At 70.1% G+C, this 22829-nt stretch carries 23 protein-coding genes and 1 other RNA gene; 5 read left to right on the forward strand and 19 right to left on the reverse strand.

What is annotated here, in order from left to right; translation table 11 throughout:
• Positions 1 to 20: 20 nt before the first annotated feature.
• From murG to rsmI, 11 genes are all read right to left on the reverse strand, one after another.
• Positions 21 to 1109, reverse strand: a complete 1089-nt coding sequence (gene murG / locus NFC98_RS11645) for an undecaprenyldiphospho-muramoylpentapeptide beta-N-acetylglucosaminyltransferase (RefSeq protein ID WP_254275142.1) — start codon at positions 1107 to 1109, stop codon at positions 21 to 23.
• Positions 1106 to 2329 carry a putative lipid II flippase FtsW gene (gene ftsW, locus NFC98_RS11650; protein WP_254275143.1) on the reverse strand — a complete coding sequence of 408 codons (1224 nt, stop codon included), beginning with the start codon at positions 2327 to 2329 and terminating at the stop codon, positions 1106 to 1108. The genes murG and ftsW overlap by 4 nt, the downstream gene beginning before the upstream one ends.
• Positions 2326 to 3705 carry a UDP-N-acetylmuramoyl-L-alanine--D-glutamate ligase gene (gene murD / locus NFC98_RS11655; RefSeq protein WP_254275144.1) on the reverse strand — a complete coding sequence of 460 codons (1380 nt, stop codon included), beginning with the start codon at positions 3703 to 3705 and terminating at the stop codon, positions 2326 to 2328. The genes ftsW and murD overlap by 4 nt, the downstream gene beginning before the upstream one ends.
• A gap of 38 nt (positions 3706 to 3743) precedes the next feature.
• On the reverse strand, positions 3744 to 4826 hold the full coding sequence (gene mraY, locus NFC98_RS11660; protein ID WP_183330105.1) for a phospho-N-acetylmuramoyl-pentapeptide-transferase: 1083 nt from the start codon (positions 4824 to 4826) through the stop codon (positions 3744 to 3746).
• Positions 4827 to 4835: 9 nt separating this feature from the next.
• Positions 4836 to 6203 (reverse strand): UDP-N-acetylmuramoyl-tripeptide--D-alanyl-D-alanine ligase, encoded by a 1368-nt coding sequence (gene murF / locus NFC98_RS11665; RefSeq protein WP_254275145.1) that lies wholly within the window; start codon positions 6201 to 6203, stop codon positions 4836 to 4838.
• Entirely contained in the window at positions 6200 to 7723 is a 1524-nt protein-coding gene (locus NFC98_RS11670; protein WP_254275146.1) for a UDP-N-acetylmuramoyl-L-alanyl-D-glutamate--2,6-diaminopimelate ligase, read from the reverse strand. Before NFC98_RS11670 ends, murF begins: the two co-directional genes overlap by 4 nt.
• A 52-nt stretch (positions 7724 to 7775) precedes the next feature.
• Complete coding sequence (locus tag NFC98_RS11675; RefSeq protein ID WP_254275147.1) at positions 7776 to 9485, reverse strand: penicillin-binding protein 2; 1710 nt, start codon at positions 9483 to 9485, stop codon at positions 7776 to 7778.
• On the reverse strand, positions 9482 to 9805 hold the full coding sequence (ftsL, locus tag NFC98_RS11680; protein WP_183330100.1) for a cell division protein FtsL: 324 nt from the start codon (positions 9803 to 9805) through the stop codon (positions 9482 to 9484). Before ftsL ends, NFC98_RS11675 begins: the two co-directional genes overlap by 4 nt.
• A gap of 10 nt (positions 9806 to 9815) precedes the next feature.
• The gene (gene rsmH, locus NFC98_RS11685; RefSeq protein WP_183330099.1) at positions 9816 to 10772 is read right to left on the reverse strand and encodes a 16S rRNA (cytosine(1402)-N(4))-methyltransferase RsmH; all 957 of its coding nucleotides are present in this window, start codon (positions 10770 to 10772) and stop codon (positions 9816 to 9818) included.
• Positions 10773 to 10832: 60 nt separating this feature from the next.
• Positions 10833 to 11185: RNase P RNA component class A (gene rnpB, locus NFC98_RS11690), an RNA gene on the reverse strand.
• Between the two features lie 50 nt (positions 11186 to 11235).
• A complete protein-coding gene (gene rsmI / locus NFC98_RS11695) occupies positions 11236 to 12093 on the reverse strand; it encodes a 16S rRNA (cytidine(1402)-2'-O)-methyltransferase (RefSeq protein ID WP_254275148.1) in 858 nt (285 codons plus the stop codon).
• 48 nt (positions 12094 to 12141) lie between these two features.
• Here rsmI and NFC98_RS11700 point away from each other — a divergent pair, with 48 nt between their 5' ends.
• From NFC98_RS11700 to NFC98_RS11715, 4 genes are read left to right on the forward strand one after another with little or no spacing between them, the layout of a single operon-like run.
• Positions 12142 to 13902, forward strand: a complete 1761-nt coding sequence (locus NFC98_RS11700; RefSeq protein ID WP_254275149.1) for a penicillin-binding protein activator — start codon at positions 12142 to 12144, stop codon at positions 13900 to 13902.
• Entirely contained in the window at positions 13886 to 14254 is a 369-nt protein-coding gene (locus NFC98_RS11705) for a YraN family protein (protein ID WP_254275150.1), read from the forward strand. Before NFC98_RS11700 ends, NFC98_RS11705 begins: the two co-directional genes overlap by 17 nt.
• Before the next feature lie 56 nt (positions 14255 to 14310).
• Entirely contained in the window at positions 14311 to 14904 is a 594-nt protein-coding gene (locus NFC98_RS11710) for a phosphoheptose isomerase (RefSeq protein WP_183330095.1), read from the forward strand.
• 5 nt (positions 14905 to 14909) lie between these two features.
• On the forward strand, positions 14910 to 15488 hold the full coding sequence (locus tag NFC98_RS11715) for a BON domain-containing protein (RefSeq protein WP_254275151.1): 579 nt from the start codon (positions 14910 to 14912) through the stop codon (positions 15486 to 15488).
• 92 nt (positions 15489 to 15580) lie between these two features.
• Here the strand turns inward: NFC98_RS11715 and NFC98_RS11720 are convergent, their stop codons facing one another.
• The 8 genes from NFC98_RS11720 to zapE form a co-directional block, all read right to left on the reverse strand.
• Entirely contained in the window at positions 15581 to 16057 is a 477-nt protein-coding gene (locus NFC98_RS11720; protein ID WP_254275152.1) for a ClpXP protease specificity-enhancing factor, read from the reverse strand.
• A gap of 60 nt (positions 16058 to 16117) precedes the next feature.
• Positions 16118 to 16744, reverse strand: coding sequence for a stringent starvation protein SspA (gene sspA / locus NFC98_RS11725; protein ID WP_183330092.1), 627 nt, complete (start codon positions 16742 to 16744; stop codon positions 16118 to 16120).
• A gap of 145 nt (positions 16745 to 16889) precedes the next feature.
• Positions 16890 to 17657, reverse strand: a complete 768-nt coding sequence (locus NFC98_RS11730) for a cytochrome c1 (RefSeq protein ID WP_254275153.1) — start codon at positions 17655 to 17657, stop codon at positions 16890 to 16892.
• Positions 17657 to 18916: a cytochrome bc complex cytochrome b subunit gene (locus NFC98_RS11735; protein ID WP_254275154.1), complete on the reverse strand. Its 1260-nt coding sequence runs from the start codon at positions 18914 to 18916 to the stop codon at positions 17657 to 17659. Before NFC98_RS11735 ends, NFC98_RS11730 begins: the two co-directional genes overlap by 1 nt.
• Entirely contained in the window at positions 18916 to 19509 is a 594-nt protein-coding gene (gene petA, locus NFC98_RS11740) for a ubiquinol-cytochrome c reductase iron-sulfur subunit (RefSeq protein WP_254275155.1), read from the reverse strand. The genes NFC98_RS11735 and petA overlap by 1 nt, the downstream gene beginning before the upstream one ends.
• A 228-nt stretch (positions 19510 to 19737) precedes the next feature.
• The gene (rpsI, locus tag NFC98_RS11745) at positions 19738 to 20127 is read right to left on the reverse strand and encodes a 30S ribosomal protein S9 (RefSeq protein WP_183330088.1); all 390 of its coding nucleotides are present in this window, start codon (positions 20125 to 20127) and stop codon (positions 19738 to 19740) included.
• Between the two features lie 13 nt (positions 20128 to 20140).
• On the reverse strand, positions 20141 to 20569 hold the full coding sequence (rplM, locus tag NFC98_RS11750) for a 50S ribosomal protein L13 (RefSeq protein WP_183330087.1): 429 nt from the start codon (positions 20567 to 20569) through the stop codon (positions 20141 to 20143).
• A 191-nt stretch (positions 20570 to 20760) separates the two neighbouring features.
• Positions 20761 to 21948: a cell division protein ZapE gene (gene zapE, locus NFC98_RS11755; RefSeq protein ID WP_254275156.1), complete on the reverse strand. Its 1188-nt coding sequence runs from the start codon at positions 21946 to 21948 to the stop codon at positions 20761 to 20763.
• Between the two features lie 188 nt (positions 21949 to 22136).
• Here zapE and NFC98_RS11760 point away from each other — a divergent pair, with 188 nt between their 5' ends.
• Entirely contained in the window at positions 22137 to 22580 is a 444-nt protein-coding gene (locus NFC98_RS11760) for a YhcB family protein (RefSeq protein ID WP_254275157.1), read from the forward strand.
• The last annotated feature ends 249 nt before the right edge of the window (positions 22581 to 22829 follow it).

Consider the following 22829-nt stretch of genomic DNA (forward strand, 5'->3'; position numbering starts at 1 on the left):
CGGGTACCGGCCGTGACGTGCTATCGCTCAAAACCTGTCTCCATGCAGCCGGCCACCAGGCGCTCGACGGCGTCGAGGTGTGCGCAGGCACGCGCCTGCGCGGCCATGGCGGCGAGTGTGTCGGGATCGAGCAGCGCCGCCAGCCGGTCGGCCAGCGTCGCCGCGTTGAGTTCTGTCTGGGGCAGCAGCTCGGCGGCCCCCTCCTCCACCAGCGCCCGGGCGTTGGCGGTCTGGTGGTCGTCCACCGCATGGGGAAAGGGCACGAACAGTGCCGGCCTGGCTGCCGCGGCCAGTTCCGCCACGGTCAGCGCCCCGGCGCGGCACACCACCAGGTCCGCCCAGCCGTAGGCGCCGGCCATGTCATCGATGAAGGCCGTCACCTCGGCCTCGACCCCGTGCTGGCGATACCCCTCGCGGGTCGCCGCGTCCTTGTCGCGGCCGGCCTGGTGACGCACCTCGGGACGCTCGGCCTCCGGCAGTCGGGCCAGGGCCTCGGGCAGCCGCTCGTTGAGGGCCTGAGCCCCCAGCGACCCCCCCACCACCAGCAGGCGCAGGCGCCGGCCGCGCATCGCCTCGGCACCCCGCGGTGCCTCGCCCAGGGCGGCGATCTCGGCGCGCACCGGGTTGCCGACCACCTCCCCGCGGCCGGGAAAGGCCTGGGGGAAGGCCGCATAGACCCGTCGCGCCAGGCGCGACAGGGCCCGGTTGGTCAGGCCCGCCACGGCGTTCTGCTCGTGGATCACCAGCGGCCGGCCGGCGAGCCAGGCCGCCAGGCCGCCGGGGCCGCTGGCGAAGCCGCCCAGGCCCACCACCAGCTGGGGGTCGTAGGCGCGGATGATCCGCCACGCCTGCCAGACGGCCCGGGTGAGGTTGATCGGCGCCAGCAGCCAGCCGGCCAGGCCGTTGCCGCGCAGCCCGGCCACGCGAATCCGGTGCAGCGGGATGCCGGCCTCCGGCACCAGGCGGTTCTCGATGCCGCGGGGGCTGCCCAGCCACTCCACCCGCACCCCTTCCGCGGCCAGGCCGCGGGCCAGCGAGAGGGCCGGTATCACGTGGCCCCCGGTGCCTCCGGCCATGATCAGGGCACGACGTTGCTGATGCTGGCTCACTTCGGGACTCCTTGGGGTTGGGGTCGGGTGTCGGGACGTCGCTCGCCGGCCCGCGGTGCGGTGGGGCTCGCCCGTCGCACGGCCTGGCGGGTCTCGATGTCCGCCCGCAGCAGCAGGGCCATCATCACCGCACTGACCAGCAGGCTCGAGCCGCCGTAGCTGAGCAGCGGCAGGGTCAGGCCCTTGGTGGGCAGCATGCCGGTGCTCACCGCGATGTTGATGAAGGCCTGGGCACCGATCACCAGGGCGATGCCGTAGCTCAGGTAGGCGGCGAAGGGCAGCCGGGCCAGCTCGGCGCGACGCCCCACCGCCATGGCGCGCCAGATCAGCAGGGCGAAGAGCCCCACCACGCCGATGGCACCGAACAGGCCGAGCTCCTCGGCGAGCACCGCAAAGACGAAGTCGGTATGGGCCTCGGGCAGGTAGAAGAGCTTCTGCACGCTGTTGCCCAGGCCCATGCCCAGCCAGCTGCCGCGGCCGAAGGCGATCAGCGCCTGGGTCAGCTGGTAGCCGCTGGCGAACTGGTCCGCCCAGGGGTCGGCGAAGCTGGCCAGGCGCGCCAGCCGATAGGGCTCGGCGATCGCCAGCAGGGCCCCGCCGGCCGCGACCACCAGCGCCAGCAGCAGGAAGCGACCCCAGGGCGCGCCGGCCATCAGCAGCATGCCCATCACGCAGGCGGTCATCACCACCACGGCCCCGTAGTCGGGTTCGAGGATCAGCAGCACCCCGATCAGCGCCATCACCAGCAGCGGGCGCAGGAAGGCCCCCCACTGGCGCCGCACCTGGGGCAGGAAGCGCTCCAGATAGCCGGCCATATAGGCGATCAGGCAGAGCTTGGCCACCTCGGAGGCCTGGAGGTTGAAGGGCACCCCGGGGATCGAGATCCAGCGCTTGCTGCCGTTGATCTCGCGCCCCACCAGCAGCACCAGCACCAGCAGGGCGATACCCACCAGCAGCAGCAGCGGGCCGTTGACCTTCCACCACACCAGGGGCACGCGCAGGGCCAGGGCGGCGGCCACCAGGGCCGCCACCAGGAAGATGCCGTGGCGGATGCTGAAGTACCAGGCGTTGCCGGTCAGGCTGGCGGCCACCTCCGAGGAGGCCGAGGTGACCATCACCCAGCCGATCAGCATCAGCGCCAGGGCCGCCGTGAGCAGCCAGCCGTCGAAGGGCTGGTCGCGGGTGGAGAGGCGCTCGCGCAGGCGGGCCAGGCGCTTCATGTCACCTCCCGGGCCACGTGGCGCTGCACCCAGGAGCGGAACGCCTCGCCCCGCTCCTGGTAGTTGGCGAACTGATCGAGGCTGGCACAGGCCGGCGACAGCAGCACGCAGTCACCGGGCTCGGCGATCCGGGCCGCCCGGGCCATGGCTGCGGAGAGCTCCCCCACCTCGCTGAGCGGCAGGTGCCCGCGCAGCGCCCGCGCGAGGCGCTCGGCATCGGCGCCGAAGAGGATCGCCTCGCGGCCGTAGCGGGCCAGGGGCTCGGCCAGGGGGCGGAAGTCGGCCCCCTTGCCGACCCCGCCGGCCAGCAGGATCAGCTTGCCCTCGAGGGTCGGACCGAGCCCGGCGATGGCGGCCAGGGTCGCCCCGACGTTGGTGCCCTTGGAGTCGTTGATCCAGCGCACCCCGCCGGCCTCGGCCACCAGCTCGCCCCGGTGGGGCAGGCCCGGGAAGCGCCTCAGCACCGCGCACATGGCCGGCAGCGGCAGACCCAGCCGGTGCCCCATGGCCAGCGCCGCCAGGGCGTTGGCCTGGTTGTGGCGCCCGGCCAGGCGCACCTCGGCCGCCGGCATCAGCGGCGCGTCGCCGTGCATCAGCCAGTCGGCGCCCCGGTAGCGGCCGATGCCCCACTCCCCCGCCTCCGGGGGCCGGGTGGTGAAGCGATCCTGGGCCGGCAGCCGCTCCTCGGGCCAGGTGTTGGGGTCCTCGGCGTTGACCACCCCGTGGCGCGCGCCGCGGAAGATGCCGAGCTTGGCGGCGCGGTAGCCGGCCATGTCGCCATGCCGATCCAGGTGGTCCTCGGAGAGGTTGAGGAAGGCCGCGGTTTCGGCCCCCAGCCGCGGCGTGGTCTCGAGCTGGAAGCTGGAGAGCTCCAGCACGTAGAGGTCCGCGTCGGGCGCATCGGCCAGCAGGTCCAGGGCCGGCGTGCCCAGGTTGCCGCCTACCGCCACGCGCACCCCCGCTTCGCGGGCCATCTCGCCGACCAGCGTGGTCACGGTGGACTTGGCGTTGGAGCCGGTGATGGCGGCGATCGGCGCATGGCAGGCGCGAACGAAGAGGGCGATCTCGCCCACCAGCAGGGGGTCGCCGGTAGCCTCGCGGGTGCAGCCGGCCAGTTCGGCCAGCCCCGGGGCCTGCGGATCGATCCCCGGGCTCAGAACCACCTCCTCCACCTCGGAGAGGTCCAGGTCGGTGAGCGGCCCGCAGTGGAGCTCGACCCCGGGATGGGCGGCCAGGAAGTCGTCCCTGCCGGGCGGAACGGCACGGGTGTCGGCCACCAGGTAGCGCACCCCCTGGCGGGACAGGTGGCGGCAGATGGCGCGACCCGAGACGCCGAGTCCGACCACCAGGGTGACGCCCTTCGGCACCTTGACCATGAACAGCTCCTTGCCCGAGGCGTGACGACGTGCCAGGTTCAGCGCACCTTGAGGGTGGCCAGGCCGATCAGCACCAGCACCACGGTGATGATCCAGAAGCGCACGATGACGCGCGGCTCGGGCCACCCCTTGAGCTCATAGTGGTGGTGCAGGGGCGCCATGCGGAAGATCCGCCGGCCGGTCAGCTTGTAGGAGCCCACCTGGAGGATCACCGAGACGGTCTCCATGACGAAGATGCCGCCCATGATGAACAGCACGATCTCCTGGCGCACGATAACCGCCACCACGCCCAGCGCGGCGCCCAGCGCCAGCGCCCCGACGTCGCCCATGAACACCTGGGCCGGGTAGGTGTTGAACCACAGGAAGCCCAGGCCTGCGCCGGCGATGGTGGCGCAGAACACCGCCAGCTCCCCCGCCCCGGGAATGAAGGGGATCTGCAGGTAGCTGGCGAAGACGCCGTTGCCGCTGGCGTAGGCGAACACCGCCAGGCCCATGGCCACCAGCACGGTGGGCATGATCGCCAGGCCGTCGAGGCCGTCGGTGAGGTTGACCGCATTGGAGCTGCCGACGATCACCAGATAGGTCAGCACCACGTAGAAGACCCCCAGCGGCAGCACCACGTCCTTGAACAGCGGCACGATCAGGCTGGTCTCCACCGGCGAGGCTGCCGTGACGTAGAGCAGCAGGGCGGCGGCCAGGCCGATCACCGACTGCCAGAAGTACTTCCAGCGCGCCGGCAGGCCGCGGGGGTTCTTCTCCACCACCTTGCGGTAGTCGTCGACCCAGCCGATCGCCCCGAACCCCAGGGTCACGGCCAGCACCACCCAGACGTAGTGGTTGGCGAGATCGCCCCACAGCAGCGTGCTGACGGCGATGGCCATCAGGATCATCGCCCCGCCCATGGTCGGGGTACCGGCCTTGGAGAGGTGTGACTGGGGGCCGTCGTCGCGCACCGCCTGGCCGATCTGGCGCTCGACCAGCCGGCGGATCATCACCGGCCCCAGCCACAGGCAGAGCACCAGGGCAGTGAGCGTGCCCAGGATCATGCGCAGGGTCAGGTAGTTGAAGACGTTGAAGGCGCTGAAGAACTGCGCCAGGAAATCAGCCAGATAAAGCAGCATGTATCGCGTTCACCTTGATGCATCCGTACGCAGTGCGGCTACCACCCGTTCCATGCCGGCACTGCGCGACCCCTTGACCAGCACGCTGGCGCCGGGCGGCAGATGGTTGAGGACGTGGCGCGTCAGCGCCTCCCGATCGTTGAAATGGCACCCGCCTTCGCCGAAGGCCCGGCTGGCGGCAGTCGCCGCCTCGCCGAGGGTGCCGAGGAAGTCGATCCCCAGTTCCTGCGCGTAGCGTCCGATCTCGGCATGCAGCCGGTCGGAGGCCTCTCCCAGTTCCCCCATGGCACCCAGCAGGCACCAGTGCGGCCCGGGCAGCGTGACCAGCAGTTCGAGCGCCGCCTTCACCGCGCCGGGGTTGGCATTGTAGGTATCGTCCAGCAGTCGCGAGCCGTTGATGCCGGCCACCGCCGACAGGCGTCCCGCCAGGGGCGTCACGCCGGCCAGGCCGGCCAGCACCTCGGCGGGCGACAGCCCCATGGCCAGCGCCGCGGCGGCGGCGGCCAGGGCATTGGCCACGTTGTGGCGCCCCAGCAGCCCGAGCTGCACCCGGCCCTGCTCGCGGCCGTCGACGACAAGCGTGAAAGCATAGCGCCCCAGGTCGTCGCAGGCCAGCGCCGACGCCGTGACCCGCGCCCCGTCCGCGAGGCCGAAGTCGAGCACCTCGCGGGGAGCCGCCAGCCGTGACCAGGTGGCGAAGAAGGTGTCGTCGCGGTTGAGCACCGCGATGCCGTCGGCGGGCAGCCCGGCGAGGATCTCGCCCTTGGCCTGGGCAATCCGGCCCATGCCACCGAACTCCCCCACGTGGGCACCGGTGACATTGGTGATCACCGCCACCCGGGGTTCGGCCAGCACGCTGGTCCAGGCGATCTCGCCGAGATGGTTGGCCCCTAGTTCCACCACCGCCTGGCGGTGCGACGGCGTGAGCTCGAGCAGGGTCAGCGGCGCGCCGAAGTCATTGTTGAGGTTGCCGCGGGTGGCCAGGGTGGCCCCGCGGCACGACAGCAGCGCGGCGAGCAGCTCCTTGACCGTGGTCTTGCCGCTGTTGCCGGTGACGGCCACCAGGGGGCCGCCCCAGGCGCGCCGCCGCGCCCGGCCGAGCAGGCCCAGCGCCAGGCGGGTGTCGGCCACCTCGAGCTGGGGCAGCGGGTCGTCCACGGAGCGTTCGACGAGGGCCGCCACGGCGCCGGCCTCCCGGGCCTGGCCCAGGAAGTCGTGGGCATCGAAGCGCTCGCCCCTGAGCGCCACGAACAGGCTGCCCGGGGCCAACCGCCGGGTATCGGTGACGATCTCGCCGATCGCCAGGTCCTCCGTCGGCGCCGCGAGGCCCAGCGCCTCGGTCACCTCGCCCAGGGTGGTCAGCCCGCAGCGGCTCATGACGCGCCCTCCCCCGTCGCGCGTCGGTCCAGCGCCCGCTCGGCCTCGGCGAGGTCCGAGAAGGGGTGGCGCACGCCGGCCATCTCCTGGTAGGTCTCGTGCCCCTTGCCGGCGATCAGCACCACGTCGTCGTCACCGGCCTCGGCGAGCACCCGGGCGATGGCCGCCGCCCGGCCGTCGATCTCCAGGGCCCCCCCCCGCGCCGGGGCGGAAAGCCCGGCAAGCACCGCCGCGCGGATCCGTGCCGGCTCCTCGCCACGCGGGTTGTCATCGGTCACCACCAGGCGGTCGGCGTGGCGCTCGGCGGCGGCGGCCATTTCCGGTCGCTTGCCCGGGTCGCGATCGCCGCCGCAGCCGAACAGGCACCACAGCCGCCCATCCAGCGGCAGGTGGTCGCGCAGCGCGGCCAGGGCGTTGTCCAGGGCATCGGGCGTATGGGCGTAGTCGATCACCACGGTGGGCGCGCCGGGCCGCACCAGCGGCTCCATGCGCCCCGGCACCGGCGTCAGGTCGGCGGCGGCGTCGAACAGCGCGCCGATGGGGTGGCCCAGCCCGTAGAGGGTGGCGATGGCCAGCAGCACGTTGTCCAGGTTGAAGCGCCCGAGCAGGGCAGCCTCCAGCACCCGCTCGCCCTCGGGGGTGGCCACCAGCGCCCGCTGGCCGGTCCCGTGGGGGTGCCAGTCGATGACCCGGAAGGTCACCGCCTCGCCCTTCCCGGTGGCCAGCACCCGCACCCGCCCCTCCTGGCCACCCGGCAGGCCGGCCAGCATCAGCCGGGCCAGGGGGTCGTCGGCGTTGACCACCGCGAGCTCGAGCTCGTCGCGGCGGAACAGCCTCGCCTTGGCCGCGGCATAGGCCGCCATGCTGCCGTGGTAGTCCAGGTGGTCGCGGGTCAGGTTGGTGAACACCGCGGCACGCATCCGGCAGCCGTCGAGGCGTCCCTGCTCCAAGGCGTGGGAGGAGACCTCCATGGCCACCCGGCGCACCCCCATGCCCGCCAGCTCGCCCAGCATGGCCTGCAGCGCCAGCGGCCCCGGGGTGGTGAGCCCGCCTGCTGCCAGGGCGCCGGGGCGGCCGTGGCCCAGGGTGCCGACCAGCCCCGCCTCGACGCCCAGCGCCCGGCTCAGCTCGGCGATGTAGTGGGTCACCGAGCTCTTGCCGTTGGTGCCGGTGACGCCGATCAGCTCCAGGGACTCGGGCACGGCGAAGAGCACGCGGCCCAGCTCGCCGAGGCGCTCGCGCAGGCCATCCAGCGTCAGCACACGCGGGTCGTCGGGGCAGGCCCTGGCGTCGCCCGAGTGACACAGCACCAGGCAGGTGCCGGCGGCCAGGACCGCCTCGATGAAGTCGCGGCCGTCGGCGGCGACCCCGGGCACGGCCACGAACACGCGCCCCGGGCCGGCCTGGCGGCTATCCAGCGTCAGCGTCAGGGGCTCCGCCGGCAGCGCGGGGAACTCCCCGGCGGCGCCGGGCCAGAGGCGCTCGAGGGTCGCGGCCAGGTGCGATGCACTCACCTGCATGGAAGGCGTCTCCTGTCGTGGCAAGGGCAGCGGCGGGGGAACATGGCGGGCCTCACCGGCTGCGCTGGTCGGGGGGCACGTCGAGCAGGCGCAGGGCGCTGCCGACGACACGCGAGAAGACCGGAGCCGCCACGGCCCCGCCGAAGTAGCTGTCGCCGCGGGGGTGGTCGATCATCACCACGGTGACGATGCGCGGGTCGGAGACCGGCGCGATCCCGGCGAACAGGCTGCGGTAGGCGTCCTGCACGTAGCCGGCGGAGCCGGTCTTGCGCACCGTGCCGGACTTACCGGCGACGCGATAGCCGGGCACCATGGCGCGTCGCGCGCCGGTGCCCGGCTGCACCGAGGCCTCCATCACCCGCAGCAGGTCGTGGGCCACCGCCGGGTCGATGACCCGCTCGCCCGGCGGCGGCGCGTCCAGCCGCAGCAGCGACGGCGGCAGTCGCTCGCCGCCGTTGGCCAGGGCGGTATAGGCGCTGGCCAGCTGGAGCGCCGAGGTCGACAGGCCGTAGCCGTAGGAGAGCGCGGCCCACTGGCTGCGTGACCAGCGCACCGGCGCCGGCAGGGTGCCGGTTGACTCGCCGGGAAAGCCGGTCTCGGGGCTCTGTCCGAAGCCCAGGCGGCGGTAGAGGTCGGGGACCAGCGGGTCGTCGAGTTCCAGCACCAGCTTGGACATGCCGATATTGGAGGACTTCTCGAGGATCCCGGCCAGGTCCAGCTCGCCATAGTTGCGGATGTCGCGGATGGTGAAGCGGTCGATGCGCATCCAGCCCGGCGATGTGTCCACCACCACGTCGCGGGGGAACTGGCCGCTCTCCATGATCGCCGCCATGGCCAGGGGCTTCATCACCGAGCCGGGCTCGAAGACATCGACGATGGCCTGGTTGCGCAAGCCCCGGGGGTCGATGCCGGCGCGGTTGTTGGGGTTGTAGGAGGGCTGGTTGGCCATGGCCAGCACCTCGCCGGTGCGGGCGTCCATCATCACCACCACGCCGCCATCGGCGTCGTGCTCGGCCACCGCCGCCTTCAGCTCACGGTAGGCCATGTACTGCAGCCGCTGGTCGATGGCCAGCGTCAGCTCGCCGCCGGGCCGGGCATCGCGCAGGACTTCGAGGTCGCGCACCAGGCGACCGCGGCGATCCTTGAGCACCCGCCGCTGCCCCGGGGTGCCGGCGAGGTAGGGCTGGTAGGCAAGCTCCAGCCCCTCCTGGCCGGTGTCGTCGACGTTGGTGACCCCCAGCAGCTGGGCGGCCACCTCCCCCGACGGGTAGTAGCGCTTGTACTCGTTCTGGGCGTACACCCCGGGGACGCGCAGGTCCAGCACCTGCTGGGCCGCCTGGGGGGTCATCTGCCGCCGCAGGTACATGAACTCCCGCGAGGCGAAGCGCTCGAGGCGCGCCTCCAGCTCCTCCAGCGGGAGGTTCAGGGCCCGGGCCAGCATGAGGCGCTGAATGCTATCCTCGGGAACGTCCTGAGGGTTGGCCCACAGGGTCACCACCGGGGTGGAGATCGCCAGGGGCTCGCCGTGGCGGTCGGCGATCATGCCGCGGTGGGCGGGAAGGGTATCGGTGCGCAGCGTGCGGGCATCGCCCTGCCCCTGCAGGAAGGGCCTGTCGAGGACGTGCAGAGTGACGATGCGCCCGGCGAGCAGGCCGAGGGCCAGCAGCACGATCAGCAGCATCAGGCCGTAGCGCAGACCGCCCATGGGCGCCATGGGCGGTGGGCGGCGCGGCGTCACACCGCTGCGGACCTCGGTGCTCATGGCCGGATCACCTCGACTTCATCGACGTCGGGCAGGCGCATCTCCAGGCGCTCCATGGCCAGCCGCTCGATGCGTGCCGGAGAGGACCAGGCGCTCTCCTCCAGCAGCAGCTGGCCCCATTCGGTCTGCAGCTGCTGCTGCTCGCGCTCCAGCTGCTGCAGGCGGCCGTACTGCTCGCGCGTCAGGTGGCTGGCGGTGATCACCGCCAGGGCACTGGCCAGGCAGGCCGCCAGCAGCACCAGCACGACCACCAGCCGGGGACCGGGCCGCAAGCCAGGCGGCCACCCGAAGCCGGTTGTCGATGGTCGTCCCTGAACCATGTCGCCTCCTTCAGTGACGCTTGCGCGCCACCCGCATCACCGCACTGCGCGCACGCGGATTCTCGTCGACCTCCTGCGGGGTCGGACGCTGCGCCCTGCCCAGTGCCTCGAGGCGCCGCTCGAGCTGGTCGTCGCGGATCGGCACCCCACGCGGCAGGTGGGTGTCGCCGCGCACGTGGTGGCGGATGAATCGCTTGACCCGCCGGTCCTCCAGGGAGTGGAAGCTGATCACCACCAGGTGGCCGCCCGGGGCGAGAGCTTCGAGGGCCGCCTCCAGGGCCGCATCGAGCTGCTCGAGTTCGCCGTTGACCCGGATGCGCAGCGCCTGGAAGACCCGGGTGGCCGGGTGCTTGTGCTTCTCCCAGGCAGGGTGTGCCGCCTTGACCACCTCGGCCAGGTCGGCGGTGCGCGCGAAGGGTCGCTCGCTGCGTCGCGCCACGATGGCCCTGGCCAGCCGGCGGGCATAGCGCTCCTCGCCATACTCCTTGAAGACCCGGGCCAGCTCATCCTCACCGGCCCGGGCGATGAAGGCCGCCGCACTCTCGCCCTGGGTGGGATCCATGCGCATGTCCAGCGGGCCGTCGCGCAGGAAGCTGAAGCCGCGCTCCGGGTCGTCGAGCTGCGGCGAGGAGACCCCCACGTCGAGCAGGATGCCCGACAGGCGGCCGTGCAGGCCGTGGCGCTCGGCGATCTCGCCGAGGCGGGCAAACTCGGCCCGCTCGATGGTGAAGCGATCGTCATGGATGGCGGCCGCCTCGGCGATGGCCTGGGGGTCGCGGTCGATGGCCAGCAGGCGCCCGCCCTGCCCCAGGCGATCGAGGATCGCCCGGGAGTGGCCACCGCGGCCGAAGGTGCCATCCAGGTAGGCGCCGTCGGGGTCATGGATCAGGGCCTCGACGGCGCCGTCGAGCAGCACGCTGGCATGGCGATAGCCGCGGGGGGGAGTGTCGGGTGCGGATGACGTCATGCGCTTCTCGATCGGCGACTGGCGGGACGGCACCGGGCCGGACGCTCAGGGATGGAAATCGGGGGGAGCCGGCCGATAAGCCGGGTTCTGTCGTGGACAGTCATTCCTCTAGGGGCCGCGTCACCGCGGCCCTCAAGCAACCTACCCGAACCCGACGCGGGCCACGCCATGGGGTTCCTATTTGGTCTTGCTCCGAGTGGGGTTTGCCGTGCCACGCACTGTTGCCAGGCGCGCGGTGCGCTCTTACCGCACCCTTTCACCCTTGCCGGCCTCCCGAGGGAGACGTAGGCGGTCTACTCTCTGCTGCACTTTCCGTCGGCTCGCGCCGCCCAGGCGTTACCTGGCACTCTGCCCTGTGGAGCCCGGACTTTCCTCCCCCGGATCACTCCGGCGGCGACTGTCTGGCCGACTCCCGCGGCAAGGATAACAGCGCCCCGCAGGCCCCTCAATGCCTGATCGCGGCTCAACCCGCATCCTTGAGGGCCTGGGCACGGGCGTACCAGGCCTTCCTGGCGCCGCCCAGCACCCGCGCGGCCACCGAGGCCGCCTGCTTGACGCCGACGCCCTCGGCCAGCAGCGCCGCCAGCAGCGCCTCGCCCTCCACCACCGTCGCTTCGTCCTCCTGGCGCGGCGGCGCGCCGGCCACCATCACCACGAACTCGCCGCGGGCCTGGTCGGGGTCGACCTCCATGCGGGCGAGCAGCGCCTCGGCGCTGCCATCGAGGAAGGTCTCGAAGGCCTTGGTCAGCTCCCGGGCCAGCACGACCCGGCGATCGCCCATCACCGTGGCCAGGTCGGCCAGGGTGTCGCGGATGCGGTGCGGGGACTCGTAGAAGACCAGGGTCTCCTCGCGCGCGGCCAGCGCCTCCAGGCGACCGCGACGTCCCGCCCCCTTCGCCGGCAGGAAGCCCTGGAAGGCGAAGCGGTCGGTGGGCAGGCCGGCCGCCGATAGTGCCGCCACCAGGGCACAGGGGCCGGGCACCGGCACGACCCGCCGGCCCCGGGCGCGCAGCTCGCGCACCAGCACGAAGCCGGGATCGCTGATCAGCGGCGTGCCGGCATCGGACACCAGCGCCAGCGCCTCCCCGGCGGCCAGTCGGGCATCGAGCTGCTCCACCCGGGCCGCCTCGTTGTGTTCGTGCAGCGACAGCATCGGCACCGAGAGCCCCAGGTGGCGAAGCAGCCCGGCGGTATGGCGGGTGTCCTCGGCGGCGATCAGCGCCACCTCGCCCAGCAGGCGGGCGGCCCGGGGGCTCAGGTCCTCCAGATTCCCAATCGGCGTGGCGACCACGTACAATACACCTGACTTCGAGTCTGACACTGGCGGCTCCACGGCAAGCTCCTGACACAACGGACGAAGGATGGATTCATGCTGACACCCTCACGCGGCCTGCTGGCCACCGCGCTGGTGGCGACGCTGCTGGCAGGCTGCGCCATGCAGCCCGGCAGCGTCGACCGCCTGCCCGACGACGACCCCGCCCGCCTGCTTGAGCAGGCCGCGCAGCAGGCACCGGAACAGGCGGCCCGCACCCGGCTGGAGGCGGCCGACATCCTAGCACGGCAGGGCCAGACCACCCAGGCACTGGAGATCGCCACCGACATCGACGACAGCCGGCTCGAGGGCCGCGACCTCACCCACTGGGCGCTGCTGCTGGCCGATCTGGGGCAGCGCGAGGAGGACCCCTGGGCGGTGATCCAGGCGACCCAGCGTCTCGACGAGCTGGACCTGGGCCCTGAGGAGGCCCTGGGGCTTCGCGAGCAGCTCGGTCTGGCGCTGCTCGAGGTGGATGAGCCCCGCGCGGCGGCCGAGGCCCTGCTGGCCGTCCAGGCGGCCACCGACGAGGTGTCGCTCAACGATCCGATCTGGCGCGCGCTGGGTCGGCTGGACGGCGGCGAGCTCTCCACCCTGGGCCGCGAAGGCGACGAGCTGACCCGCGGCTGGGTCGCCCTGGCGGAGCGGGTGCGCAGCAGCGGCGGCGACATCCAGCGCCTGTTCGCCCGGCTGGATGACTGGCGGGAGCGCAATCCGCGCCATCCCGCCGCCCGCCAGGTGCCCGCCGAGCTCCTCGCCCTGCGCGAACTGCGCGGTCTCGAGGTGCGCCATGTCGCCGTGCTGCTGCCCGAGTCCGGGCCCCTGGCCCGGGCAGCCGGCGCGATCGGCGACGGCATGCGTACCCGCCACCGTGACGCCGTCGGCAGCGGTGCCAGCGGGGTCCAGCTGAGCTTCCTCGATGCCAGCCAGGGCGACCTGGCGGCCCTCTATCGCGAGGCCGAGAACCGCGGTGCCCAGGTGGTGGTCGGCCCGCTCGACAAGGAGCAGGTCACCGAGCTCGAGAGCCGCGACAGCGTGCCGCTGCCCACCCTCGCCCTCAACTACGGCCATGGCGAGCGCAACCGTGCCGAGGGCCTCTTCCAGTTCGGCCTCTCCGCCGAGGACGAGGCACGCCAGGCGGCCCGCCGGGCCTGGGGAGACGGCCACCGCCGTGCGGCCCTGCTGGTGCCCGACAACGACTGGGGCCGGCGCGTGGGGGAAGCCTTCTGGGACGAGTGGAGCAGCCAGGGCGGCGAGGTCTCCAACGCGGTGCGCTACAACCCGGGCGCCCCGGCCACCGAGAGCACCCGCCGGGCCATCGGCAGCCCGCGTCCCGACATGCTGTTCCTGCTGGGCCTGCCGGACTATGCCCGCCAGGTACCGCCGACCCTGGACTACTACGACGCCAGCCAGCTGCCGGTCTATGCCACCTCGCACCTCTTCGAGGGCCGACTCAACCCGCAGCTCGACCACGACCTGGACGACGTCCAGTTCCTCGACATCCCCTGGCAGATCCCCGATGCCGCCGTGGGCGGGGTGGACGCCCTGCCCTTCAGCGACAGCTATCATCAGCTGCGCGAGGAGGAGGACTCGACGCTCTTCCGGCTGCGGGCCATGGGCGTCGACGCCTATGAGCTGGCCCTGCGACTGCCGCAGTTCCAGGCGCTGCCCGACAGCGAGCTGTTCGGCGCCACCGGCACCCTGCGTGCCGGCGAGGATGGCCGCATCCAGCGCCAGCTGCCCTGGGCCCGCTTCCTCAACGGCGTGCCGCAGCCGATCCTGATTCCCGGGATCTTCGGCGATGACCGGGCCCCGTGATGCCCGCGCCCGCGGCGAGGCCATCGAGCGCCACGCCGCGGCCTGGCTGGTCGAGCGGGGCCTGGTCCTGGAGGCGGTCAACCAGCATGCCAAGGGCGGCGAGATCGACCTGGTGATGCGCGACGGCGAGGTGCTGGTCTTCGTCGAGGTCCGCCACCGCGCCGACACCCGTCACGGCCACCCGCTGGAGACCGTCACCCCCGCCAAGCAGCGCCGGCTGATCCGGGCGGCGCGTTTTTATCTCCAGCGCAACGGGCTATCATGTCCGTGCCGCTTCGATGTGCTGGCCGTCACCGGGCACCCGCCCGCCCTCGAGTTCGAGTGGGTGGACAACGCCTTCGATGCCCACTGAGCGGCTACCCCCAACCGCCCCCTAGGGAAGCAACCGGACCGGACCAGGAACCCAGCATGGATTTCCAGCAGCGCATTCTCGGCCACTTCAATGCCAGCATCGACACCAAGACCTATGCCAGCGAGGTGCTGCCCCCCTTCATTGAGGTGGCCAGCCAGATGATGGTCCAGTGCCTGGTGAGCGAGGGCAAGATCCTGGCCTGCGGCAACGGCGGCAGCGCCGGCGACAGCCAGCACTTCTCCTCCGAGCTGCTCAACCGCTTCGAGCGCGAGCGCCCGAGCCTGCCCGCGCTGGCGCTGACCACCGACACCTCGACACTGACCTCCATCGCCAACGACTACAGCTACAACGAGGTCTTCTCCAAGCAGATCCGCGCCCTCGGCCAGCCCGGCGACATCCTGCTGGCCATCTCCACCAGCGGCAATTCGGCCAATGTCATCCAGGCCATCCAGGCCGCCCATGACCGCGACATGACGGTAGTGGCGCTGACCGGCCGCGACGGCGGCAACATGGCGTCGCTGCTCGGCCAGGACGACTGCGAGATCCGCGTTCCCGCCACCTCCACGGCGCGCATCCAGGAGGTCCACCTGCTGGTGATCCACTGCCTGTGCGACCTGATCGACGAACAACTCTTCGGTACAAGCGAGTGAACCCCATGACCCGGAAGTCCCTGATCACCCCCCTGCTGCTGACCCTCTCCCTCGGCCTCGTGGGCTGTACCACCGTGACCGGCGTCACCCACCCCGGCACCATCGAGGAGAACTACGGCAAGCGCACCACCGGCACCCAGGTCGAAGACCAGAACATCGAGACCAAGATCAGCCACAACCTGCGCCGCACCGATGCCCGCCTGGGCGACGCGCGCATCAACGTCGACAGCTACAACGGCATCGTGCTGATCACCGGCCAGGTCCCCAGCGAAGAGCTCAAGGCGACGGCCAGCGAGGTCGCCAGCCAGGTCCGCAACGTGCGCGACGTGCACAACGAGCTCTCCGTGGCGGCCAACCTGCCGGCCAGCCAGCGCCTCTCCGACACCTGGCTCAATACCCGCATCCGCACCAACCTCGCGGCCAACGAGCGCATCGATGCGAGCCGCATCCGCGTGGTGACCGAGAATGCCAGCGTCTACCTGATGGGCATCGTCACCCGCGCCGAGGCCGATCGCATCGTCGATGCGGTCTCCCGAGTCGGCGGCATGCAGCGCATCGTCAAGGTCTTCGACTACCTCGACTGAGCCGCCCGCGCCCCAACCCCGGCACCTAACGCGACACGGCAGGCCCGAAGGCCTGCCGTGTCGTTTTTGCTGTCGCGAGGAAGCCGGCTCGGCTACTTGATGACCCGCAGCGACGGCTTGCCCTTGCGGGGGCGCGCCTCTTCGTCATCGGAGCCAGACTCGGGAGCCTCGGCCTCCTCCTGCGCCGCGTCGACGCTGGAGAGGGATGGCGCGTCCTCCTGGGGCGGCGCCTCCTCGGGCATCACCGGCTCATGGCCGAACACCATGCCGACGCCGTTCTCGCGCGCATAGATGGCGACCAGCGCCGAGATCGGCACCATCACCTGCATCGGCTTGCCGCCGAATCGCGCCCCGAATCCGATGGCCTCGTTCTCCAGGAACAGGTCACGTACCGCGGTGGGCGCCAGGTTCAGCACGATCTGGCCGTTCTGCACGAACTGCCGGGGGACCTCCACCCCGGGCTGCTCGGCATCGACGACGATATAGGGCGTGAGGTCGTTGTCCAGCAGCCACTGGTACAGGGCCCTGGCCAGGTATGGACGACTCGAGTAGGGGCGACTGGATGGCATCGTGTGGCCCTCCTGGATCTGGTGCCACCCCCGCCGGACGGGCAGAGGGCGGCAGAGTGTTCAGGTGCGCATCTCGCGCTCGCTCTCGCTCAGCGAGGCCTTGAAGCCGTCGCGCTCGAACACCCGCTCCATGTAGCTGAGCAGCGGCTTGACCTGCTTCTCCGGCAGTTCGATGCCCAGCGCCGGCAGGCGCCAGAGGATCGGGGCCAGGCAGCAGTCCACCAGGGTGAACTCGTCGCTCATGAAGAACGGCATGTCCTCGAAGATCGGCGAGATGCCGATCAGGCTTTCGCGCAGCTCCTTGCGCGCCTTCTCGGCTTCCTTCTTGGGGCCCTGCTCGATCTGCTCGACCAGCGGGCACCACTCGCGCTCGATCCGGTGCATCCACAGCCGGCTCTGGGCGCGCGCCACCGGGTAGACCGGCAGCAGGGGGGGATGCGGGAAGCGCTCGTCCAGGTACTCCATCATCACCTTGGACTCGTAGAGCACCAGGTCCCGATCAAGCAGCGTGGGCACGCTGTTGTAGGGGTTCAGGTCGGCAAGCTCCTCGGGACGCTGCTCATCGGTGACCTCGACGATGTCCACCGCGACGCCCTTTTCGGCGAGCACGATACGCACGCGATGGCTGAAGTGATCAGCTCCCCCGGAGTAGAAGGTCATCGACGACCGCTTGGCCACTACACCCATGAAACAATCCTCGCATCAGTTCGAACCGCAATGATAACACGACAGCCGGAGCGGTGAGGGCCGGTGCTTGCCGCGGGCCGCGCAGAAACCACAGGGGGCGCATGGCCTGCGGCCATACGCCCCCGGTCTGTTCCGCCGAGGCGGATCAGTGGATGTCGCGCCAGTACTCGCGCTTCAGCAGGTAGCCGATGACACCGAAGATGAAGATGAAGATCAGCACCTTGGGGGCCAGGGCCTGGGCCTGCAGCTTGGAAGGCTCGCCGACGTAGACCAGGAAGTTGGTCAGGTCATAGACCGCCTCCTCGAACTCGTCCGGCTCCATGGCGCCAGGACGGGTGACCTGCAGCACGTCGCAGGACTGGTACTTGCCGGTCAGCGGGTCGAGTTCGGCGCCCTCCATGGGACGGTCGCTCTCGGCGCAGACCTTCTCCTGCACGCCCTGCAGGGGCTCGAGCACGTTGGGCATGGCCACCAGGTCGAACACGGCGTTGTTCACGCCGGTCGGGCGGCTCGGATCCCGGTAGAAGCTCAGCAGGTAGGAGTAGATCCAGTCACCGCCGCGCAGGCGGCCATGCAGCGTCAGGTCTGGGGCCGCGGCCCCGAACCAGTTGGCGCCATCCTCACGGCTCATGGCGTTGTGCATCTGGTCGTTGTAGGCCAGCTCGGATGAGAAGATCAGGTTCTGCTCCACCAGGTCCTGGGGCATGCCGAAATCCTCGGCGGCCCGAGCGAAGCGCTGGTGCTCCAGGGTGTGACAGCCCATGCAGTAGTTCACGTAGAGCTGCATGCCCCGCTGCAGCGAGGCCTCGTCCTTGAGGTCAGGCGTCATCGAGAAGGGAACATCTGCCGCCGGCGCCGCCATGGCCGTGAAGGGCACCAGCGCGAAGAGCAGTGCGAACAGTTGCTTTTTCATTAGCCAGTCACCCTTTCCGGAACAGGTTTGGTCTTCTCCAGCCTTGTGTAGAGCGGCATCAGCAGGAAGAAGGCGAAGTAGATCGCGGTGCACAGCTGGGCCACCAGGGTGCGCAGCGGGGTGGCCGGCAACGCGCCCAGGATGCCCAGGATGACGAAGCTGACGGCGAACAGGGCCAGCATCACCTTGGACATCCAGCCCTTGTAGCGCATGGAGCGCACCGGGCTGCGATCCAGCCAGGGCAGCACGAACAGCACGGCAATGGCACCGCCCATGAACAGCACGCCGAGGAACTTGGCGTCGAGGCCGAACAGGTCGAAGGTGATCGCCCGCAGGATCGCGTAGAAGGGCGTGAAGTACCACACCGGGGCGATATGGTCAGGGGTCACCATGGGGTTCGCCGGCTCGAAGTTGGGCCGCTCGAGGAAGTAGCCGCCACCCTCGGGGAAGTAGAAGATCACCACGGCGAACACGAACAGGAACACGGCCACGCCGACGATGTCCTTCACCGTGTAGTACGGGTGGAAGGGGATACCGTCCAGCGGCTTGCCGGTCTCGTCCTTCTTGGCCTTGATGTCGATGCCGTCCGGGTTGTTGGAGCCGACCTCGTGCAGGGCGATCAGGTGGAGCACCACCAGCGCCAGGATCACGATGGGCAGCGCCACCACGTGCAGGGCGAAGAAGCGGTTCAGGGTGATGCCGGAGATCAGGAAGTCACCACGGACCCACTGGGCCAGGTCGGGACCGATCACGGGTATCGCCGAGAACAGCGAGATGATCACCTGGGCGCCCCAGTATGACATCTGGCCCCAGGGCAGCAGGTAGCCCATGAAGGCCTCGGCCATGAGCAGCAGGTAGATGGTCATGCCGAAGATCCACACCAGCTCGCGGGGCGCCTTGTAGGAGCCGTAGAGCAGGCCGCGGAACATGTGCAGGTAGATCACCACGAAGAAGGCCGAGGCGCCGGTGGAGTGCATGTAGCGGATCAGCCAGCCCCACTCCACGTCGCGCATGATGTACTCGACCGAGGCGAAGGCGCCCTCGGCGGAGGGGTTGTAGCTCATGGTCAGCCACACGCCGGTGAGGATCTGGTTGACCAGCACCAGCAGGGCCAGCGAGCCGAAGAAGTACCAGAAGTTGAAGTTCTTGGGCGCGTAGTACTTGGTCAGGTGGTCCTGGACCATCTGCGTCGCGGGAAAGCGGTCATCGACCCAGCGCATCAGGCCCTTCTCCGCCTTCGCCTTGTTCGGGTTAGCCATCAGGCAGTCTCCTCATCCTCACCGACGATGATGATGTCATCGGTCTCGAAGCGATAGGGCGGAACCTCCAGGTTGGTCGGTGCCGGCACATTGCGGAACACCCGACCCGCCAGGTCGAAGAAGGAGCCATGGCAGGGGCAGAAGAAGCCACCCGGCCAGTTGTCCATGTCCACCGCATCGGGTTCGGGACGGAAGAGCGGCGAGCAGCCCAGGTGGGTGCAGATACCGATCAGCACGCCGATCTCGGGACGGATGGAGCGCAGCGGGCCGGAGATGTAGCCGGGCTGCTGCGGTTCCTGGGACTCGGGGTCGGAGAGGCGCGAGCCGTCGAACCCTTCGGTGCGCTCGATCATCTCCGGCGTGCGGTTGATGATCCACACCGGACGCCCCCGCCACTCGACGGTCATGCGCTGGCCCGGTTCGAGCTTGGACACGTCCGCCTGAACGGGCGCACCCGCCGCTCTTGCCCTGGCACTGGGCTGCCAGGAAGCCACAAAGGGGACCGCAACCCCGACGGCACCCACCGCACCCACGACGGTGGTGGCACCAACGAGGAAACGGCGCCGACCCTTGTTTACGCCGTTATCTGCCATTTCAGGTTTCTCCCATCAGCTTACCCGCTGTTCCATCACGGGCAGTAGAGCGTCCCGCGACCACGGATACCAAATGCGCTCTATAGTAAGAAAATGCGCTGCTCCATACAAGGACAACACCCCTTGACCAAGGTGGAACCTCGCCGACAATTTATTGATCTGAAAAACAAAACGCCCGAGTCGAACGACTCGGGCGTGTCTCTCGCAGCTGGCAGGCTGACCTGGTGATCAGCGCTTGGAGAACTGCGGACGACGGCGCGCCTTGCGCAGGCCGACCTTCTTGCGCTCGACCTTACGGGCGTCGCGGGTCACATAGCCGGCTTCGCGCAGCTGGCTGCGGAACTCCTCGTTGTACTCCATCAGGGCACGGGTGATGCCGTGGCGGATGGCACCGGCCTGGGCCGAACCGCCGCCGCCCTTGACGGTGACGAAGACATCGAACTGGTTCAGGGTATCGGTCAACTCGAGGGGCTGACGGACCACCATGCGGCCGGTGACGCGACCGAAGTACTGGTCCAGCTCACGGCTGTTGACGGTGATCTTGCCGGTGCCCGGCTTCAGGAAGACGCGCGCGGTAGAGGTCTTGCGGCGCCCGGTACCGTAATACTGCTGTGTCATGGCGAAGACTCCCTCAGATGTTCAGTTCTTGCGGCTGCTGGGCGGCGTGCGGATGCTCGGTGCCGGCATAGACCTTGAGCTTGGAATACATGGCACGACCCAGGGGACCCTTCGGCAGCATGCCCTTGACGGCGGACTCGATGATGCGCTCCGGCGCATGGTCGAGCAGCTTGTCGAAGGTCATGGAGCGCAGGCCACCGGGATAGCCGGTGTGACGGTAGTAGGTCTTGGCCGTGGCCTTGTTGCCGGTGACCTTCACCTTCTCGGCATTGATCACGACGATGTAGTCGCCGGTATCGACATGCGGGGTGAATTCCGGCTTGTGCTTGCCGCGCAGGCGGCGGGCAATTTCGGTGGCCAGTCGGCCGAGCGTCTTGTCCGTGGCGTCGACGACGTACCAGTCGCGCTGGACGGACTGCGGCTTTGCAGTGAACGTCTTCATGGATGAATCACCAAAGATCAGTGTATTGGGTTCTGCCGCCGGCGAGCCGGCATGGAACCATCCCTATTCTTCTTGGTTGCCCCGCTCGGCGGTCAGGCCGCAGGCGAGTCAACGGTCGAGCGAGCGCGCATTCTACCTGAGAGCCGCGGCACGGGCAACGCCTGGCAAACGCCCGAGGTGGCACGGTCGGATCACGGCTTGTGCGGCAGCGCCAGGTACTCGTGGGACTGCATCTCCTGCAGTCGCGAGAGCGTGCGCTGGAACTCGAACTCCAGGCGACCGTCGGCGTAGAGCGCCTCCGCCGGCACCTCGGCGGACATCAGCAGCTTGACGCCCCGGTCGTAGAACTCGTCGACCATGTTGATGAAGCGCCTGGCCTGGTCATCCGTGGCCCCGCTCATGCGGGTCACGTTGGAGACCAGCACGCTGTGGAACTCGCGTGCCAGCTCGATGTAGTCGTTCTGGCTGCGCGGGCCGTCGCACAGCTCCCGAAACTCGAACCACACCACGTCGTCATGCAGGCGGCGGGCGTGCAGCACGCGGTGATTGACCTCGATGGGCGCATCGGCCTCGCCCTCGTGGCCGGCGATCTCGCGGAAGCTTCTCGCCAGCTCCGACTCCGCCGCCTCGTCCAGGGGGGCGTGGAAGATCTCGGCACGCTCCAGGGCCCTCAGCCGATAGTCGATCCCCGAGTCGACGTTGACCACCTCGCAGTGGCGGTTGAGCAGATCGATGGCGGGCAGGAAGCGCGCCCGCTGCAGGCCGTCCCGGTAGAGGTCATCGGGCACGATATTCGAGGTGGCCACTAGCACCACGCCATGTTCGAAGAGCGCCTCGAGCAGGTTGGCCAGGATCATCGCGTCGGTGATGTCCTTGACGAAGAACTCGTCGAAACAGATCACCCGCGCCTCGTCGGCGAACTTGGCGGCGATCAGCCGCAGCGGGTTCTTCTCGCCCTTGTAGTGCTCGAGCTCGTTGTGCACCCGCTGCATGAAGCGGTGGAAGTGGGTGCGCATCTTCTCCGGGAACGGCAGCGACTCGAAGAAGGCATCCACCAGGTAGGTCTTGCCGCGCCCTACCCCGCCCCAGAAGTAGAGCCCGGTCACCTCCGGAAGGGTCGGGGCCGGCGCGGATTCGCGCCGGCCCCGCTTGCCGAACAGCCCGGCCATGCGCGACTTGAGACCGCCCTCCGGGGGGAGCGCCCGGGGGCGCGTCCGCGGCATGGCCACCAGGTCGTCGTAGAGACGCTGGAGATGCGCCACCGCCTGCTCCTGGGCGGCATCGTACTGGAAGTCATCGCGCTCGAGGTCGGCACGGTAGCGGGCCATGGGCGTGAGGCGTGCGTCACGGGAATCGGGCATGGTCGACGGTGCACTCATGGAAGGGGACTGCCTGTCGCGGCTTCGATAGGCAGCGCATTATACGCCCCTCGCCGCCGCTTCGCATCGCCACCGGCGCGTTGACCCGACGCGCAACCTCGGCCCTATAATGGGCTGCCGGGGCCAGCCGCCCCGGGACTCCGGATCCGCTTCGCGCCGGATCGTCCCACAGCCGCAGGGAGAGACACGTGGACGACAGCAACATCAACTGGATTCTGGCCATTGCCTGCCTGCTGGCCGGCATCGGCATCGGGGCACTGGGCTATCACCTGCTCAATGCCAGCGCCGCCGGCCAGCAGCGGCTACGCCAGCGCCTCGCGGAGCGCGACCGCGAGCTGGCCGCGCTGAAGGAGGGTCTGGGCGACCACTTCGGGGAGATGTCCACCCTCGTCGACTCCCTGCAGCGTGACAGCGAGGCCCTGGCCCGACGCCTGGCCCAGGACAGCGAGGCCCTGGGCGGCAAGCCCCGGGCACGAGGCTTGGAGGTCACGACCGCCCCCGCCGCCAACGACACCGAGGAGGCCCTGCCCACCCCCCGCGACTACGCCGACGGCACCGGCGGCACTCTTTCAGAGGATTTCGGCCTGAAGAACGACGAGGAGGCCAGAGCGCCGCAGCCCCCGCGCTACTGAGGTCACCGCGGCACCCTCTCAGAGCTCTCGACAGGGTCTCGGCCTGAAGAACAACGAGGCGAGCAAGGCGCCGCAGCCCCCGCGCTACCGAGGCCACCGCGGCCCCCTCTCAGAGCTCTCGACAGGGTCTCGGCCTGAAGAACGACGAGGCGAGCAAGGCGCCGCAACCCCCGCGCTACTGAACACACCGCGTCACCCTGTCCGAGCTCTCGACAAGGTCCCGGCCTGAAGAACGACGAGGCGAGCAAG

This window comes from Halomonas sp. 3H (genome assembly GCF_024206005.1).
In the GTDB taxonomy this organism is placed as follows: Bacteria; Pseudomonadota; Gammaproteobacteria; order Pseudomonadales; family Halomonadaceae; genus Halomonas; species Halomonas campaniensis.